The sequence below is a fragment of the Gordonibacter sp. Marseille-P4307 genome (genome assembly GCF_900604965.1).
Classification (GTDB): Bacteria; Actinomycetota; Coriobacteriia; order Coriobacteriales; family Eggerthellaceae; genus Berryella.
Genome location: NZ_UWPD01000001.1, coordinates 1750083 through 1766465, shown reverse-complemented (window position 1 = coordinate 1766465; position 16383 = coordinate 1750083). Strand labels below are relative to the sequence as shown.

Annotated in this window: 15 protein-coding genes; 10 read left to right on the top strand and 5 right to left on the bottom strand. The window is 62.7% G+C overall.

Annotation, left to right across the window (positions count from 1 at the left end):
* Positions 1-112: 112 nt before the first annotated feature.
* From EIH26_RS08115 to EIH26_RS08095, 5 genes are all read right to left on the bottom strand, one after another.
* Positions 113-721: a sugar transferase gene (locus EIH26_RS08115; protein ID WP_124061686.1), complete on the bottom strand. Its 609-nt coding sequence runs from the start codon at positions 719-721 to the stop codon at positions 113-115.
* Positions 718-2028: a DegT/DnrJ/EryC1/StrS aminotransferase family protein gene (locus tag EIH26_RS08110; protein ID WP_124061685.1), complete on the bottom strand. Its 1311-nt coding sequence runs from the start codon at positions 2026-2028 to the stop codon at positions 718-720. Before EIH26_RS08110 ends, EIH26_RS08115 begins: the two co-directional genes overlap by 4 nt.
* 68 nt (positions 2029-2096) lie before the next feature.
* Positions 2097-3392 (bottom strand): glycosyltransferase family 4 protein, encoded by a 1296-nt coding sequence (locus EIH26_RS08105; RefSeq protein ID WP_241152816.1) that lies wholly within the window; start codon positions 3390-3392, stop codon positions 2097-2099.
* A gap of 22 nt (positions 3393-3414) precedes the next feature.
* A complete protein-coding gene (locus EIH26_RS08100) occupies positions 3415-4131 on the bottom strand; it encodes a methionine ABC transporter permease (RefSeq protein ID WP_124061684.1) in 717 nt (238 codons plus the stop codon).
* A complete protein-coding gene (locus EIH26_RS08095; protein WP_124061683.1) occupies positions 4132-4914 on the bottom strand; it encodes a methionine ABC transporter ATP-binding protein in 783 nt (260 codons plus the stop codon). It abuts the gene before it with no gap.
* A 290-nt stretch (positions 4915-5204) separates the two neighbouring features.
* Here EIH26_RS08095 and EIH26_RS08090 point away from each other — a divergent pair, with 290 nt between their 5' ends.
* From EIH26_RS08090 to rsfS, 10 genes are all read left to right on the top strand, one after another.
* Positions 5205-6548, top strand: coding sequence for a glutamine synthetase family protein (locus tag EIH26_RS08090; protein ID WP_124061682.1), 1344 nt, complete (start codon positions 5205-5207; stop codon positions 6546-6548).
* 17 nt (positions 6549-6565) lie between these two features.
* Positions 6566-7234, top strand: a complete 669-nt coding sequence (locus EIH26_RS08470; RefSeq protein WP_206424707.1) for a winged-helix domain-containing protein — start codon at positions 6566-6568, stop codon at positions 7232-7234.
* A 51-nt stretch (positions 7235-7285) separates the two neighbouring features.
* Positions 7286-9919, top strand: a complete 2634-nt coding sequence (polA, locus tag EIH26_RS08080; RefSeq protein ID WP_124061681.1) for a DNA polymerase I — start codon at positions 7286-7288, stop codon at positions 9917-9919.
* A gap of 123 nt (positions 9920-10042) precedes the next feature.
* Positions 10043-10387: a 50S ribosomal protein L21 gene (rplU, locus tag EIH26_RS08075; protein WP_124061680.1), complete on the top strand. Its 345-nt coding sequence runs from the start codon at positions 10043-10045 to the stop codon at positions 10385-10387.
* A 19-nt stretch (positions 10388-10406) separates the two neighbouring features.
* Positions 10407-10667, top strand: a complete 261-nt coding sequence (rpmA, locus tag EIH26_RS08070) for a 50S ribosomal protein L27 (RefSeq protein WP_039689499.1) — start codon at positions 10407-10409, stop codon at positions 10665-10667.
* A gap of 80 nt (positions 10668-10747) precedes the next feature.
* The gene (gene obgE, locus EIH26_RS08065) at positions 10748-12142 is read left to right on the top strand and encodes a GTPase ObgE (protein WP_124061679.1); all 1395 of its coding nucleotides are present in this window, start codon (positions 10748-10750) and stop codon (positions 12140-12142) included.
* A 30-nt stretch (positions 12143-12172) separates the two neighbouring features.
* Positions 12173-13300 carry a glutamate 5-kinase gene (gene proB, locus EIH26_RS08060; RefSeq protein ID WP_124061678.1) on the top strand — a complete coding sequence of 376 codons (1128 nt, stop codon included), beginning with the start codon at positions 12173-12175 and terminating at the stop codon, positions 13298-13300.
* 9 nt (positions 13301-13309) lie between these two features.
* Positions 13310-14590: a glutamate-5-semialdehyde dehydrogenase gene (locus tag EIH26_RS08055; RefSeq protein ID WP_124061677.1), complete on the top strand. Its 1281-nt coding sequence runs from the start codon at positions 13310-13312 to the stop codon at positions 14588-14590.
* Positions 14587-15849, top strand: coding sequence for a nicotinate-nucleotide adenylyltransferase (gene nadD / locus EIH26_RS08050; protein WP_124061676.1), 1263 nt, complete (start codon positions 14587-14589; stop codon positions 15847-15849). The genes EIH26_RS08055 and nadD overlap by 4 nt, the downstream gene beginning before the upstream one ends.
* Positions 15827-16381, top strand: coding sequence for a ribosome silencing factor (rsfS, locus tag EIH26_RS08045; RefSeq protein ID WP_124061675.1), 555 nt, complete (start codon positions 15827-15829; stop codon positions 16379-16381). The genes nadD and rsfS overlap by 23 nt, the downstream gene beginning before the upstream one ends.
* Positions 16382-16383 lie beyond the last annotated feature (2 nt).

Sequence of the window (16383 nt, the reverse complement as noted above, 5' to 3'; positions counted from 1 at the left end):
GAGATAGCCCGGGTTCGGGCGCGGCGTCTCCCGAAGGGAAACGCAAGCCTCTATACTTTAAACGAACTGCGCATATGGGGGATAGATAACATAAAAAACGCCGTATCGCCCTTTAGTCGGAGCTGTCGCCTTCCACGTAGATGCCCTCCTGCTTGAAGACGGCGGAAAACGTCATGAGGAAGATCTTGAGGTCGAGGGGGAAGCTGACGCGATCGACGTACTCGACGTCGAGCTTCAGTCGCGCGCGCCAGGGGAGCGAATTGCGTCCGAATACGGCAGCGTATCCGGTGATGCCGGGCTTCACTTCCAGTTTGCGGTGCTCGTCGCCACGGTAGAGGTCGGTTTCCCTCTGCAGGTCGGGGCGGGGCCCCACGACGCTCATGTTGCCGATCAAAACGTTGATGAACTGAGGGAACTCGTCAAGGCTTGTTTTTCGCATGAAGGCGCCCACGCGCGTCATGCGCGGGTCGTCGGCCCCGTTGTAGGTCGAACCGTCCTCCATCACCAAGTCGGGGGCGTTCACTTTCATGGAGCGCAGTTTGTACATGGTGAACGCCCGCCCGCCCCGACCCACGCGCGGCGCGTTGTAGAAGGCAGGTCCGCGGTCTTCGAGCTTGATGGCGATACCGAGCACGCCGACGATCACGGCAACCACGGGTAGGGCGACAATCGAGATCGCCAGATCGCACAGGCGCTTTCCGTAGGGTTGGTAAAAGCTCATCGCAGCCCCGAACCCTCGAGCGACTCGATGGTCCCTACGAGTCGGTCGCATACGTAATCGACGTCGCCGTCGGACAGCAGGGTGTGCAAAGGCAGGGTGATCTCGTTTTCGAACTGGGCGTAGGCGTTGGGGAAGTCGGCGATGTCGAACCCGAGGTTTCGGTATGCGCTCAGAAGTGGCAGGGGCTTGTAATGGACGTTCGCGGCGATGCCCTGCTCTGCAAGCGCCTCGATCGTCCGGTTGCGAAACGCCATCGAGCGCCCTGTCAGCCGCGCGATCATGAGATGTCCGCTTGAGGCGTGCCCGTCGCGCGATGCCGCCTCGCGCGTGCGGGCGGCCTGCGCTTCCTCGTCGGAGAGGATGCGTGCGGGGGTCGGATCCCCGTCGTGTTCGGCGTAGTGGCCTATCAATTCGACGCCGCAGCCCTCCAGGTTCGCTTCGTAGCGTGAAACGAGCGCGCGGCGGCGGGCCAGCAGGGTCGGGTAGCGTTTCTCCTGGGCAAGCCCGAGCGCGGCCGAAAGCTCGTTCATGTTGCATTTCCAGCCGGGAAACGCGATGTCGTATTCCCAGGCGCCGGCTTTCGTTTTAGCAAGGGCGTCTTTGGTTTGGCCGTGCAGGGACCACAGCATGAGGCGCCGGTATATCTCGTCGTCATCGAAGACCCCGCCGCGCCAGACCAGCGCGCCTCCCTCGGCGGTCGTCAGGTTTTTGACGGCGTGGAACGAAACGGCGGTGAAGTCGGCTGCTTCTCCCGAGGCCAAACCATGGCGGGCAGCCCCGAGGGAGTGGGCTCCGTCGGCGATGACGGCGATGCGCCCAAGGCGTTCTTGAACGTCGTTTTCCGCATGGAAACCGCCCGACGCGCTTTCGGCAAGCGCGCGCAGGCTTTCGTGGTCGGCCATGATGCCCGCCAGATCGACGGGGATGATGGCCTTGGTGCGGTCGGTGACGAGGGAGGCCAGTCGCCCGAGGTCCACCTCGAAGCTGTTCGGCGCCACATCGCACAGAACGGGCGTCGCCCCCACGTGGCAGATGCACGAGGCCGAGGCGGTGTAGGTGTAAGCGCTGGTGATAACCTCGTCGCCGGGGCCTACGCCCAGCACGCGCAGCGCGCATTCCAAAGCGGCGGTCGCCGAGCTCAAAGCGGCTGCGCGCGGGGTGCGGCAAAGCGCCGCGATGCGCCGTTCGAATTCCTTGGTTTTCGGGCCGGTGGTGATCCAGCCGCTTCTAAGCACTTCCACTACGCCGTCGATTTCCGCCTCGGTGATATCGGGCGGAGAGAACGGGATGACGCGCTGGTCGCTCAAAGCGCCCTCCTTCCGCTTGGGGTTCGTTTCGCCATCAATGAGCCTACCCAGTATAGGGTTCGCGCCGGCTAGCGGCACAGATTGCGTACCATGTCCACGATTGCCCGATACGCCGTGGCCTGATCGAAGCGCGCCAGCGCCACCGCGCGCCCCTTCTCGCCCATATCGCGCCGAGCCTGATCGTTGCGTGCGAGCTCGGTCATGACGCGGGCGAGGGCAGCGGGGTTTTCCGCCTCGACGTTCACGCCGACGCCTTCGGTTTCCACCAGCGCGCGCATCTCGGGGCTCGATCCGGTGTTGATAAGCGCGCTTTTCGAAGCGAGGTAGTCGCCGATCTTCGTGACGATGCTTTGCGGAGCCGACGTTATGAGGGAGTTCACGACGATATCGGATGCGCAGAGGTACGCGGCCATGAGGTCGTAGGGCGCGTATCCCACGAAGTCGACGGGTGCCGACAGCTGCCGTGCGAGCTGTTCGAGGTCTTGTCGGTCGGGTCCGTCTCCCAATATCTTCACACGCAGCGTTCGGTTATCGGAGGTTTCGGGCGTGCGTTCGTCGGTTGCGCAGATCGCGGCTGCCTTCACCAGCGTAGCGATGTCGTAGCTGGCGCCCAGGGTGCCCGCGTAGGTCACCCATATCTCGCCTGCGGGTTTGACTACCTCGCCGCCTCGCGCGCGGGCTCCGCGGTCGAATTCGTCGATACGGTTGCCCACATAGACGGTGAGCTTCGGATAGTCGGTTTCGCGGTCGGCCCTCGGACGCGCGGCGTATTCGTCGGACGTGCCGACGGCGGCGGACAGCAGCCGGTAGGTTTTCTTCGCGTCGCGCGCGAAGGGATAGAACACCGCATCGCTGAGAAGGGGGACGTCGAGCACCATCCTCATGGCTTCGGGCCACAGGTCGTTGATATCGGCGACGAAGGGCACGCCGTTGTCATGGGCGGCCTGCGCGCATACGAGGGCGACGTCGTTGGGCGGAATCTCGGCGTACACGAGGTCGTATCCGCCTTCTGCTGCGAATTTCCGATCGAAGTGCGCACGGAGGTTACGCGCGGCGACGCGGTGGCTGAGGATGCGCTTGATGTCGAGGTTCTTCGCATATCCGGGCTCTTCGATGAAGACCACGCGGTAGGGAAGGTTCGCGTAGCAGGGCCTCGACGTGTCCCTTTGCGCTTTGTCCCAGTGCTGGAACGACGAGGTGACGAGGTCGACCTCGAACCCCGCGTCGGAAAGCATCTCCGCGATCGCTTTGAAGCGCGTATAGCCGCGCGTCTCGTCGCCCAGCTTAACCCCCATGGTGACGACCGCGACGCGCTTGGTGCGGGTGGTGGGCGCGTCGTTGACGCGGCTTGTTTCTGTATTCATGCGGGAGATTATAGCAAAGGCGCTAGTTGCGGTGATCTATCCTGCGCGCCGTGAAGTCGCCCAGCATCTGAAACAGCTGCACGACGATCACGCAGAGTACGACGGCGGCAAGCATGACGTCGGTCTGATACCGCTGGTACCCGTAGCGGATCGCGATATCTCCCAAGCCGCCCGCCCCGACGGCGCCGGCCATGGCGGCGAAGCCGAACAGCGTGACGAAGGTGAGCGATGCGCCTCTCACGAGGGAAGGGACGCTTTCGCGCAGCAAGACCTTGGTAACGATCGCAAACGCGCTTGCCCCGAAGCTCTGAGCTGCTTCGATAAGCCCGTTTTCCACTTCGGTGAGGCTCTGTTCGACCACGCGGGCCACGAAGGGCGCGGCTGTGATGGTGAGCGGGACGATGGCGCCCGGAACCCCCAGGGACGTGCCCACGATCAGGCGTGTGAGGGGGATGATGGCCACCAGCAAGATGATGAAGGGAACCGAGCGGACCAGGTTGACGATCCATCCGAGGATCGTGTAAACGATGCGGTTCTCCTTCAGCCCTCCGGGAGCCGTGATAACCAAGGCGACGCCCACGATCAGGCCGATCGCATAGGCGATGAGGGTGGCGACGCCGGTCATGACGATGGACTCGATCGTTCCCTGGGCGAGAAGGGACCCGTATTTGCCCAAGAAGACCGAAGCCTGGGAGGTAAGTGACTCCCAGGCGCTCGGGAAGTCGGAGAAGAATTCCATCTAACAGCCCTCCTGTTCGAATGCGAGGGAAACGCGGCCGTGCACCTGACGGCTGTTTTCGATCAGATCGCGCAGGGCCCGGCTTTGCGGATGGGCGAACAGGTCTTGGGTCGTGCCCTGCTCTACGATGCTTCCGCCGTCGATCACGGCGATGCGGTTGCATACCGATTCGGCGACGGTGAGCGCGTGGGTGATGATCACGATGGTGACTCCCATTTCGCGGTTGATCTTTCTCAGAAGCTCGAGGATGGAGACGGTGGTTTTGGTGTCCAGAGCGCTGGTGGCCTCGTCGCAGAGCATGATTTGCGCGCGGTTGGCCAAAGCGCGCGCGATGGCGACGCGCTGCTGCTGACCGCCGGAGAGCTGGCTGGGATAGCGCGCCTCCAACCCCGACAGCCCGACGATGTCCAGAAGTTCCAGCGCACGTTGCTCTCGCTCGGCTTTGGCCGTGCCGACCAGCTCGAGCGGAAACGTCACGTTCCTCAAAACCGTGCGCTGCTGAAACAGGCTGAAGTTCTGGAAGATCATGCCCACCGAACCGCGCAGTCGCGCTAGGTCGCGCCCCGTGCAGTTCGTCACGTCCGTCCCGTTGATCGAGACGGTGCCGCTTGTGGGGCGTTCGAGCAGGTTCATGCAGCGGACCAGGGTCGACTTACCGGCCCCTGACGAGCCCAGTATGCCGAATATATCGCCGCGATCGATATGAAGGGTCACGTCGTCGAGGGCCTTGTGGCCCCCTTCGGCGCTCCCGTAGATTTTGGAGAGGTTGCGTATCGATATCATGAGGTGTGTCGCTCCTGAGGGCGTGTTTGCGTTGTCCATGAAGGCAGTCCGTTGATTATGGGGCCATCATGTGCTCTTTGCAAGGTTGCCCCTATGCGTCGAATGGGGGAGAAAGGTTCGTAAAGCACCAGTTCACAGTTATGTATTGATATAATCGCTAACTGCTGTTCTGAAAGACCTGTGATGGAGGCTCTGCGGGCTGCCGACGTTTTATAATCGTTTGTAGTAAAAAAAGACGAGTCGTATCGCCCGCGTTTCGCCCGGTTTTTCCAAAGGATCGAGGACCAGACATGTCGATGACCCCCCAGCAGGACTTCGTGATGAAGACCATAGAAAGCCGAGATATCCATTTCGTGCGCTTCTGGTTCACCGACGTTCTGGGAAACATGAAGTCGTTCGCGGTCAGTCCGTCCGAGCTGGAAGAGGCGTTTTCCGAGGGCATGGGTTTCGACGGAAGCTGCATAGCCGGTTTCGGCGTGACGCAGGAATCCGATATGCTAGCCTATCCGGACGCCTCGACGTTCCAGATACTTCCCTGGCGTCCCTCCTCCAACGCCGTCGCCCGTATGTTCTGCTCGGTCAGGCGCCCCGACGGGCGCGAATTCGAGGGAGATCCGCGTCTCGTTCTGCAGCGCATGGTGCAGAAGGCGGCCGACGCCGGCTTCACGTTCAATGTGGGCCCCGAGCTGGAATACTACTATTTCGAAAGCGCCGAGGGCACCAAAGTGCTCGATCGCGGCGGCTATTTCGACCTCACCACGCTCGATTCGGGCACCGACCTGAGGCGCGACACGGTTCTCACGCTCGAGGGCATGGGAATTCCCGTCGAGTACTCCCATCACGAGAACGGCCCCTCGCAAAACGAGATCGATCTGCGCTACACCGATGCGCTGTCCATGGCGGACGCGGTAATGACCTATAAGCAGGTGGTCAAGGAGATCGCGCGCAAGTACGGCGTGTACGCCTCGTTCATGCCCAAGCCCCTCGAGGGCGAGCCGGGAAGCGGCATGCACGTCCATCAGAGCCTCTTCTCGTCCGATGGCCATAACGCCTTCTTCGACCAGGGGGATCCCCTGGGCTACAACCTGTCGATGACCGCGAAGCACTATATCGCGGGCCTGTTGAAGTACGCACCGGAGTTCTCGCTGCTCACCAATCAGTACGTCAACTCCTACAAGCGGCTTGCCGCAGGGGCCGAGGCCCCGGCGTACCTGTCCTGGGGCCACAAGAACCGCTCCACGCTCATCCGCATTCCGGGCTATCGGCCGAACCGGGCCGAGGCATGCCGTGTCGAGCTGCGCAGCCCTGATGCGGCGGCCAATCCCTACCTGGCGTTTTCCGCGATGCTCGCCGCCGGGCTGGCGGGAATCGAGCAAAAGCTCGATATTCCCGACCCCATCGAGGAAACCAATCTGTTCGAGCATTCTCGCTGGCATCTGGAAGGCAGAGGGCTTCATCCCCTGCCCTTGAACCTGGGAGAGGCCATCGAGCGGTTCGAATCCTCCGAACTTATGCGCTCGGTTTTGGGTGATTACCTCCATTCCTATCTGATCAGGGCCAAGACCGAGGAATGGGAAGAGTATCAGAAGCACGTATCCCGGTGGGAGCTCGATAAGCTCCTGCCCATCCTGTAGAGACGGAGGCGGTTTCATTGAGGAAGAAGGTGGCGTTTATCGCCGACAGCCTCGACAACGCGCATCGTTTCCAACAGGTGTTTTCTCGGATTGGCGTCGATGTATCGGCTGGATCGACCATTCAGATCGACAAGCTTCTGGCCGCGGGAACTCCGTGCGACGCGGTGGTGTTCGAATCGCGCGGGCATGCGCGAGGCTGCCTTGCGCGCGTGAGGTCCATTGCCGAGGATCGCGATCTGCCCTTGCTGCTCATCGTTGACGAGCCCGATCTTGACGCGGTGGAGCCTCCGTACCTTGCGAAGTGCGACTACCTTGTCCATGGGGCGTCCGTGGCGGAGTGCGCTTTGCGGCTGCGTCGTCTGATGTGGTCTGAAGGGTCGGATGATTCGTCGGATGTGATCTCGATCGATGCGCTGTCGATCAACCTTGCCACCTACCAGGTAACCGTCGCCGGCGAACCGGTGGATTTCACGTACCTCGAATACGCTTTGCTCGCGTTTTTGGCGAAGCATCCCGGTCGCACGTTTTCGCGCGATGCGCTGCTGCAGCGCGTTTGGGGTTTCGACTATTACGGGGGTTCGCGCACCGTCGATGTTCACGTGCGCCGCATCCGCGCCAAGCTGGGCCCCGAGATCTCGCAGCGCCTTGAAACCGTGCGCGGGGTGGGCTACCTCTGGAACGCCTAGCGTCCCAACCGGGCTGAACTTTCATTCTTAATTTGTGACAAGGAGAAGCGCATGTCGAAAAAGATCGCGGTCATCGACGGAAACTCGCTCATGCACCGAGCGTTTCACGCGGTGCCGCCCACGATGACCGCACCTGACGGAACCCCGACCAACGCGGTTTTCGGATTCATGTCCATGTTGCTGAAATTCGTCGAGACGATGCGTCCCGATGCCATCGTCTGCGCGTTCGATGCGGGCAAGCCTCGGTTCAGGATCGAGGCGATGGAGCAGTACAAGGCCCAGCGCCCTCCTATGGATGATGATCTGCGCGCTCAGTTCCCGCTGATCGAAGGGTTGCTTGCGGCGATGGATGTTCCGGTGGTGAAGGTGCGGGGCTGGGAAGGCGACGATATCCTGGGAACCGTTGCCGCCCGCAACGAGCGGCTGGGGTTCGAGACGCTGCTGGTCACGGGAGATAAAGACGCCTACCAGCTGGTCAGCGCAGCCACCAGCGTGGTCACGACGAAGAAGGGCGTCACCGACATCGTGGTGTACACTCCGGCCGAGGTCGAACAGCGCTACGGAGTCACCCCGGCCCAGTTCCCCGATTTTTTGGGATTCATGGGCGATTCGTCCGACAACATTCCCGGCGTTCCGGGTATCGGCGCGAAAACCGCGGCCAAGCTGCTGCAGCGATTCGGATCGATGGAGGGCGTCTACGAAAACCTCGATCAGCTGAAAGGTAAGCAGCTCGAGAACATCAGGGATAATCGGGACGGGGCGTTTCTCAGCCGCACGATCGCCACCATTGTCACCGATCTTGATTTCGAGCTCGATCTCGAAGGGGTTGCGTTTCCCTCCTACGACGCTGAGAGGGTGGCAGAGGCGTTCGGCTCCCTGCGGTTCAACACGCACCTCGATCGTTTGGTGAAGGTGTGCGGCCTTGCGGCCGCTCCGATCGCATCGACGTTTTCGGCCTTTGCCCCTCTCGAGGGCGCCGAGGCCGAGGCGTTCGTGCGCGATGCGATCGAGGCGGGGGAGCGCTTGGGGGTTTCGTTCGTCTGTCCCGATCAGCAGAGCCTGCTTCCCGAGCCTGCGACGGGCGCGTTTTCCACCAAGTCGGCGGCGGCGCTTGTCGAGGGCGATCGGGCGCTCGCGCTGTTTTCCGACGTCGTGAGGACGGGTGCCTTTTCCGCGCTCGACGCGAAGCGGGCCATCCAAGAGGTCTATCCGGCCGATTCCGCCTGCGCGGCGCTGGTGACCGACGCCGAAGTGCTGGCGGCGGACGCGTTCGACCTCGGATTAGCCGGGTATCTTCTGAATTCGTCCACCTCGTCGTATTCGGCGGCCGATCTCGCCCGCGATTACCTCGACGCGACCGTTGCCGAACCTGCTGACGAAAGGGATCGAGCGCTTATCGAAGCGCAGGTGGCTGCAGCGCTTGTGGAACCTCTGTCCGCCCGACTCGAAGAGGACGGGTCGCTCGGGGTATTTTCCGACATCGATTCGCCTTTGGTGGCGGTGCTGGCCATCATGGAGCGCACGGGTGCGCCGCTCGACACCGCCGCGCTCAAGGCGATCGGGGATGTGGCCCGGGTTGAAATCGACGAGCTGCGCCGGCGCATCATCGAACTGGCGGGGGAGAACTTCAACGTCGATTCGCCCAAGCAGCTTGCCCGTATTCTGTTCGAGGTGCTGGAGCTTCCCCACGGCAAGAAAACCAAAAGCGGGTATTCCACCGATGCCAAGGTGCTCAAGCAGCTGGCCGGTGCGCACGAGATGCCGACGCTTGTCCTGCAGTACCGCGAGTACGCGAAGATCAAGTCAACCTATATAGATGCGCTTCCCCGCATAGCCGCGGATAGCGGAGACGGGCGCATCCATTCCAGCTTCAATCAGACGGTTACGACCACGGGGCGCCTGTCTTCGTCCGACCCGAACCTCCAGAACATTCCCGTCCGTACCGAGTTCGGGCGCAAGATCCGCTCGTGCTTCACCGGCATCGGCTCGGACGATCTGTTCATGTCGGCCGACTACTCCCAGATTGAATTGCGGTTGCTGGCTCACCTCAGCGAAGACCCCCATCTCATCGCCGCATTCAAGTCGGGCGAGGATTTTCACGCCTCGACGGCGGCACGGGTGTTCGGGGTCGAGGTGGCCGACGTCACTCCCGAGATGCGCTCGCGCGCCAAGGCGGTTAACTTCGGCATTGTATACGGTCAACAGGCGTTCGGCTTGGCCCAAACGCTCGATATTCCCGTATACGAGGCTCGCGAGATGATCGACCGTTATTTCGAGGCGTACCCGGGCGTGAGGTCCTATCTCGACGAAACCATCGAGCGCGCGCGATCGTGCGGATACGCCGAGACGATGTTCGGCCGCAAGCGGCACATCCCCGAACTGGCTGCGAAAAACGCGGTCCAGCGCGGATTCGGCGAGAGAACGGCCATGAACCATCCCATGCAGGGAAGCGCGGCCGACATCATCAAACTTGCGATGGTTAAGGTCCAGCATCTGCTCGAGGAGAGCGAGACGAGCGCACGGTTGCTGGTGCAGGTTCACGACGAGCTGGACTTCTCCGTTCCCGCTGCCGAGGCGGCGTCCCTCGCGGGGGTCGTCAAGGAGGCGATGGAGAGGGTCGTTTCGCTCAAGGTTCCGCTGATTGCCGAGGTCTCAAGCGGTCGAACCTGGGCCGAGGCGCACTAGGCCGTCCGCGCGCAAGGGGAAGGCCGTAGGCAGCCTGCGAAAAAAGCACATATGTCAGTTGACTTTGAACCTGATCGCTGATAGAGTTCTTTTTCGCGTTTTGACACTTTCAAGGAGAAATTCATGTATGCAATTGTGAAAACAGGTGGCAAGCAGTACAAGGTTGCCCCGGGCGACGTTTTCAGCATCGAGAAGATCGAGGCCGAGGCCGGCGACAAGGTCGAGCTGGAGACCATCTGCGTGGTTGATGGCGACAAGGCCGAGTTCGATGCTTCCAAGGCTGCCGCAACCAAGGTTATCGCCGAGGTCATCGAGCAGTACAAGGGCAAGAAGCAGCTCGTGTTCAAGTTCAAGAAGCGCAAGAACTACAAGAAGCTCAACGGCCATCGTCAGAACTACACGCGCGTTCGCGTCGTGTCCGTCGGTTCCGAGAAGGCTGCGGCTCCCGCTGCGCGCGACGCCGAGTAGCTAGAAAGAGGGAATTAGAATGGCACATAAGAAGGGTCTCGGCTCCAGCCGAAACGGTCGCGATTCCCGCGCACAGCGCCTCGGCGTGAAGATGTTCGCCGGCCAGCACATCAAGACCGGTCAGATCATCGTCCGCCAGCGCGGCACTCACTTCCACCCCGGCAACAACGTCGGACGCGGCAAGGACGACACCTTGTTCGCACTGTGCGAGGGAACGCTCGAGTTCACTCGCGGCGAGAAGCGCCGCGTGCACGTTCGCCCTATCGAAGTCGAGGCATAGGCTCTCGTCTTTGCGATATAACGATTGTCCAGTGCCTCCTGTGATAGAGCAGGGGGCGCTTTTTCTTTAAAGGTGGATTCATGTTCGTAGACAAAGTACACGTGCACGTCAAAGGCGGCGACGGCGGTGCCGGATGCATGTCGTTTCGGCGCGAGGCCCATGTTCCCAAAGGGGGCCCCGACGGCGGTGACGGCGGGCACGGCGGCGATATCGTGGTCGAGGCCGACGCCAGCCTCTCGTCGCTTATCGATTATCGGTTCAAGCATCATTTCAAAGCCCAGCGCGGAACCCACGGCAAGGGATCGCGCATGCACGGTGCCCGCGGGGCGGATCTGGTTTTGAAGGTTCCGGTCGGAACCATCGTGAGGGAATACGACGAAGAGTCCAAAGAGGCGGGCGAGGTGATCGCCGATCTCACGCGCGACGGCGAGCGCGTTCGCGCGGTTTCGGGCGGTACGGGCGGCCGCGGCAACATCCACTTCGTCACCTCCACGCGGCGCGCTCCGGCCTTCGCCGAGCTGGGCGAGCCGGCTCAGGAGGGCTGGATCGAGTTCGAGATGAAGCTTATGGCCGATGCGGCGCTGGTGGGCATGCCTTCGGCCGGCAAGTCCTCGCTCATCTCGAAGATCTCGGCGGCCCGCCCCAAGATCGGAAACTATCCGTTCACCACGCTCGTTCCCAACCTCGGAGTCGCCCGATCGGGAGACCTCGGCTTCGTCGTCGCCGACGTTCCGGGCCTTATCGAGGGTGCGCACGAGGGCAGGGGTCTGGGCCATGAGTTCCTGCGGCATATCGAGCGCACGGCACTTATCGTTCATATCGTCGATCTGACGGGCGACTGGGAGGGTCGCGATCCGCTGGAGGACTACCGCATCATCAACAACGAAATCGCGTTGCACGCCGAAGAGCTCGCATCGCGCCCGCGCATCGTCGTGGCGAACAAGATCGACATGCCGGGTACCGAGGAGGTTTGCCGCGATCTGGCCGATCTCGTGCGAGCCGACTCCATCGCCGCAGCCGGAGGCGACGAATTCGCGGCAAGTCCGATCGATCCCAAGCTGTATCGCATCAGCGCCCTGACGGGCGAGGGGGTCGAGGGCCTGAAGGCCGCGATTGCGGTGAAAGTGCACGAGCTGCGCGAGGCGGCGCGCATCGAGGCTGAATCTCGCGAGGAGTTCGAGTTCGTATGGGAGCACCGCCGTGAGATGCGCGATAAGCGCTTCGAGGTGGTTCGCTTGTCGTCCAACGTGTATCGCGTGGTTGGCCCCCAGGTCGAGCGCATGGTGGTGCAGACCGACTGGGAGAACGAGGAGGCCATCTCGTTTCTTCAGCATCGCCTGAAAAAGATCGGGGTCGATGCCGCGCTCGAGGCCGCCGGAGCGGTGGATGGAGACGAGATCCGCATCGTCGGGCGCGCGTTCGAGTTCGAGTCGGTTCGCACATCCGAGGACCTATTCAGCGAACTCGACATCTAGGCCGGGGAAACCCGAGACGCGGAGGCGCACATGGAAACGGCTTCTTCCAAGGTCATGGTGGTGAAAATCGGGTCGTCTACGGTGACGTGCCCGGATGGCAGCGTGAACCGGGATTATCTTGCGGGCCTCGCCCGTCAGGTGGCTTGCGTCCGCGAACGGGGATGGGCGGTGGTCATCGTGTCGTCGGGCGCGATCGCCTGCGGCCTATCCCGTCTGGGTATCGAGAAGCGCCCCTGCGACCTACCCTCGCTGCAGGCGGCCGCGTCGGTGGGCCAACCCCTGTTTTCCGCTGCGTACGACGAGGCGTTCGCCCAGGAGGGCATCGCAACCTCGCTGGTTCTTCTGACGAGGCGCGATACGGCCGATAGAACCTCGTACCTTCATGCGCGCGATACGCTGCGCCGCCTCATCGACTTTCAGGTCGTTCCGATCGTCAACGAGAACGACACCGTATCGGTCGAGCAGATCAAGTTCGGGGACAACGATACGCTGGGCGCGCTGGTCGCCTGCCTGCTAGGAGCCGACCTGTGCGTCATCCTGTCCGATGTGGAGGGATTCTACGATGCGAACCCTGCAACCCATCCAGACGCCCGGCTTGTTTCCCGCATCGAGCGCATCGATGCGAAGGTGCTGGCGGCGGCGGGCGATGCGGGCTCGTCGAAAGGCACGGGCGGGATGGTTACCAAGCTGCGCGCGGCCCGCGCTCTTTCAGTGGCCGGCATTCCGCTGGTGATCTGCTCGGGGGCCGCCGCAGACCCCATCGTGGCTGCCGCGCGGGGAGACAGCATGGGTACGCTGTTTTCCGCCGTCCATCTTCCCCACGAAATCACGCCCCGCAAACTATGGATCGCCTTGGGCGACAGCTCGAAAGGGGCGGTTGTGGTTGACGATGGGGCCAAGCGCGCGCTCATCGAGCGGGGCAGCTCGCTTCTCTGCGTCGGGGTCGCCTGCGTGGAAGGGCGTTTCTCCCACGGAGACGTCGTCGACATCAAGGATCGGTCGGGGTATCTGTTCGCCCGCGGCCACGTCTCATTCGATTCCGACGAAGTGGAGCTTGCCATCGGAAGGACGCGCGAAGAGCTGGCGGCGAACCGCTTGCTCAAAGCGCTGGCTGTTAAGGAACTGGTGCACCGAGACGAGCTTGTCGTCTTCGAGTAGGGAGGCGTTATGAACGATTCGAACCTGGCCCGCAAGCGTGCCCGCGAAGCCGCCGCGCGGGCGAAAGCCGCTTCCAGAGACCTTGCGCGCGCAACCGATGGTCGGCGCGCCGCTGCGCTGCTTGCGATGGCTGAGGCGCTGCGAGACGAGCGCGCGCTTATCGTTGAGGCCAACCGGCTCGACGTGGCTGCCGCGCGCTCTTCGGGTGTCTCCGACAGCCTGATAGACCGGCTGTTTCTCGATGATGCGCGCATCGAATCGATGGCGGGCGCCGTCGAGGCGGTGGCTGGGCTTCCCGATCCTTTGGGCGAGGTCGTCGAGCATCGCGTTCTTCCCAACGGCATCGAGCTGTCCCGCGTGCGCTGTCCGCTGGGCGCCGTTGCCGTGATCTACGAGGCGCGTCCCAACGTTACCGCCGATGCGGCGGCGATCTGCCTTCGTTCGGGAAACGCCGCGGTGCTTCGGGGGGGAAGCGTTGCGGCGCGCACCAACGCCCGCATCGCGTCGGTGCTCTCGGAAGCCGCCATCGCCTCGGGGATGCCGGTGGGATGCATCGAGTACGTAGGTGCGGGTGGTCACGAGGCGGCCGAAGAGCTTATGCGGGCGCGGGGCGTGATCGACGTTTTGATCCCGCGCGGCGGGCGGCGCCTCATCGATGCATGCGTCGAGAACTCGACGGTTCCGGTTATCGAGACCGGTACGGGCAACTGTCACGTTTACCTGCACCGAAGCGCCGATGTGCGCAAGGCGGTCGATATTGCGGCGAACTCGAAGTGCCGTCGGTTCGGCGTATGCAACGCCGCCGAGACGCTTCTGGTCGATAGGGATGCCGCAGAAGGGCTGCTGCCGGCCGTTCTTTCCGCCCTTCACGAGCGCGGCGTCACCCTTCATGCGGACGAGTGCGCAAGCCGTATCGCCGCCAAAGCGGGCATTCCCACCGTTCCGGCATCCGAATGCGACTGGGAATGCGAATACCTTGCCCCCGATATCGCGGTGCGCGTCGTGTCGGATATCGGGGAGGCGTGCTCCCATATCGAGCGGTACGGGACGCGCCATTCCGAATCCATCGTCTGCGAAGACGCCCTTGCCGCCGACGAGTTCGCCGCGTCGGTCGATGCGGCGGCCGTCTATGTGAACGCGGCTACCGGGTTCACGGACGGCGGGCAGTTCGGCCTTGGGGCCGAGATCGGAATCTCGACGCAGAAGCTTCACGTGCGCGGTCCCTTCGCGCTTGAGGGCCTTACCACCTACAAGTACGTGCTGCGCGGCAAGGGGCAGGTGAGGGCGTGATCGCATCAGTGAGCGAGCGCTTCGACTGGATTGCCTCCGATGAGAGGCCCCATCGCGTGGGGGTTCTCGGAGGGACGTTCGATCCCGTCCATGTAGGTCACCTTGCCATGGCCGATGCAGCGCGCATAGAACTGGGTCTCGATGCGGTTCTGTTCGTTCCCACGGCGGCATCGGCGTTCAAGGAAGGTTCGGTTGTCGCCTCTCCCGAACAACGTCTTTCCTGGTGCAAGGCGGCGGTGCGGGACAACGCCTACTTCGACGTCAGCGGTATCGACATCGAGCGCGGGGGGAAGACCCGCACGGTCGATACCCTGCGCGACCTCCGCTCGTTTTTCGGCGAGCATGTGAGGCTTTTCTTCATTATGGGATCGGATGCGGCTCGGGGGCTGCATCGGTGGTCCGACGCTCCGGCCCTGGCGTCGCTTGCCTCGTTTGCCGTGGTTCCGCGTGCGGGCCATCCGTTCGGATCGGGAGAGGTATCCGAACGTGGTCTCGATGCGTTCGATTTCTGCCTGCTTGACGATGAGGTTCTGGACGTTTCCAGCACGGTGGTGCGCAAACGGCTGGCAAGCGGAAGCTCGGTGCGCTATTTCGTTCCCTCGGTTGTGGCCGAACTCATCGAATGCGCCGATCCGTATCGACCGACTCGGCAAACGCGCGCGTCCGATGAGGTGTTCGGCCCCGCATTCGAACGGCGCATCGTATCCGAGCTCGAGCGGCGCGTGTCCGAGCGCCGTCTGCGGCATATCAGGGGGGTGGCCGATATGGCCGAGCGTCTGGCGCACGTCTACGGGGCGGATCCCCGTCGGGCGCGGCTTGCCGGGCTGCTGCACGACTGGGACAAGGGGCTTGATGACGAAGGCGCGCGCAGACGCGTTTTCGATCTGGGGCTCGGCATCGACGGGCGGATGGTGTTCGACATGCCGGCGCTGCTGCACGGCCCCACAGCCGCCGAAGCGCTGCGCCGCGCGTATCCGGATATTCCCGACGACGTGTTGCAGGCGGTGGCGCGGCACACGGCGGGCGCACCCCGTATGTCCGATCTCGACATGGTGGTCTACGTTGCCGACGCCATCGAGGAGAACCGTCGCTTTCCCGGCGTTCAGGATCTGCGCGACCTCATCGGTGAGGTTTCGCTGGAAAAATTGTTTTTCAGGACGTATCGTCATATACTTGCAGACCTTATAGCCCGACGTAAGCGCATTCATCCGCGCACCGTCGAGGTTTGGAACAGCTATGTTGTGGACAACCGGGACTAAGCTCGGCTCCACCGAGGATTCAGGTGATTCAGTAAGCGATCAGATCGAACGCGCAGCAGGTGAGCAGCTCGAGAAGGGCCCCGTCTCGTCGCGGGAGGCCGCCCTGCTGGCGGCTCGGGCAGCCGACGCGAAGAAGGCGACCGACATCGTAGTTCAGGATGTAAGCGAGCTGGTGGGGATTACGGACTACTTCGTGATCGTGACGGCGGCGAACAGTCGTCAGGTGAGCGCCATCGTGGACGCCATCGAGGAGGCCATGCGCAAGCGCACCGGCGAGCATCCCCTTCATCGGGAAGAGACGCGCGATGGGTCGTGGGAGCTGCTGGACTACGGATACATGGTGGCTCACGTATTCCAGCCGGAAACGCGCGAATTCTACCGCCTCGAGGCGCTGTGGAACGATGCGCCCGTCATCGATCTTGCCGCCGAGGGGTTTTCCGGCATCGAGTATTCGGATCGTATTGCCGAGCTGCTGAAGAAGCGGGCGGCCGAAGATGCGTCGGGCGAGGTTGCCAGGTTCGATGGGGAATGATC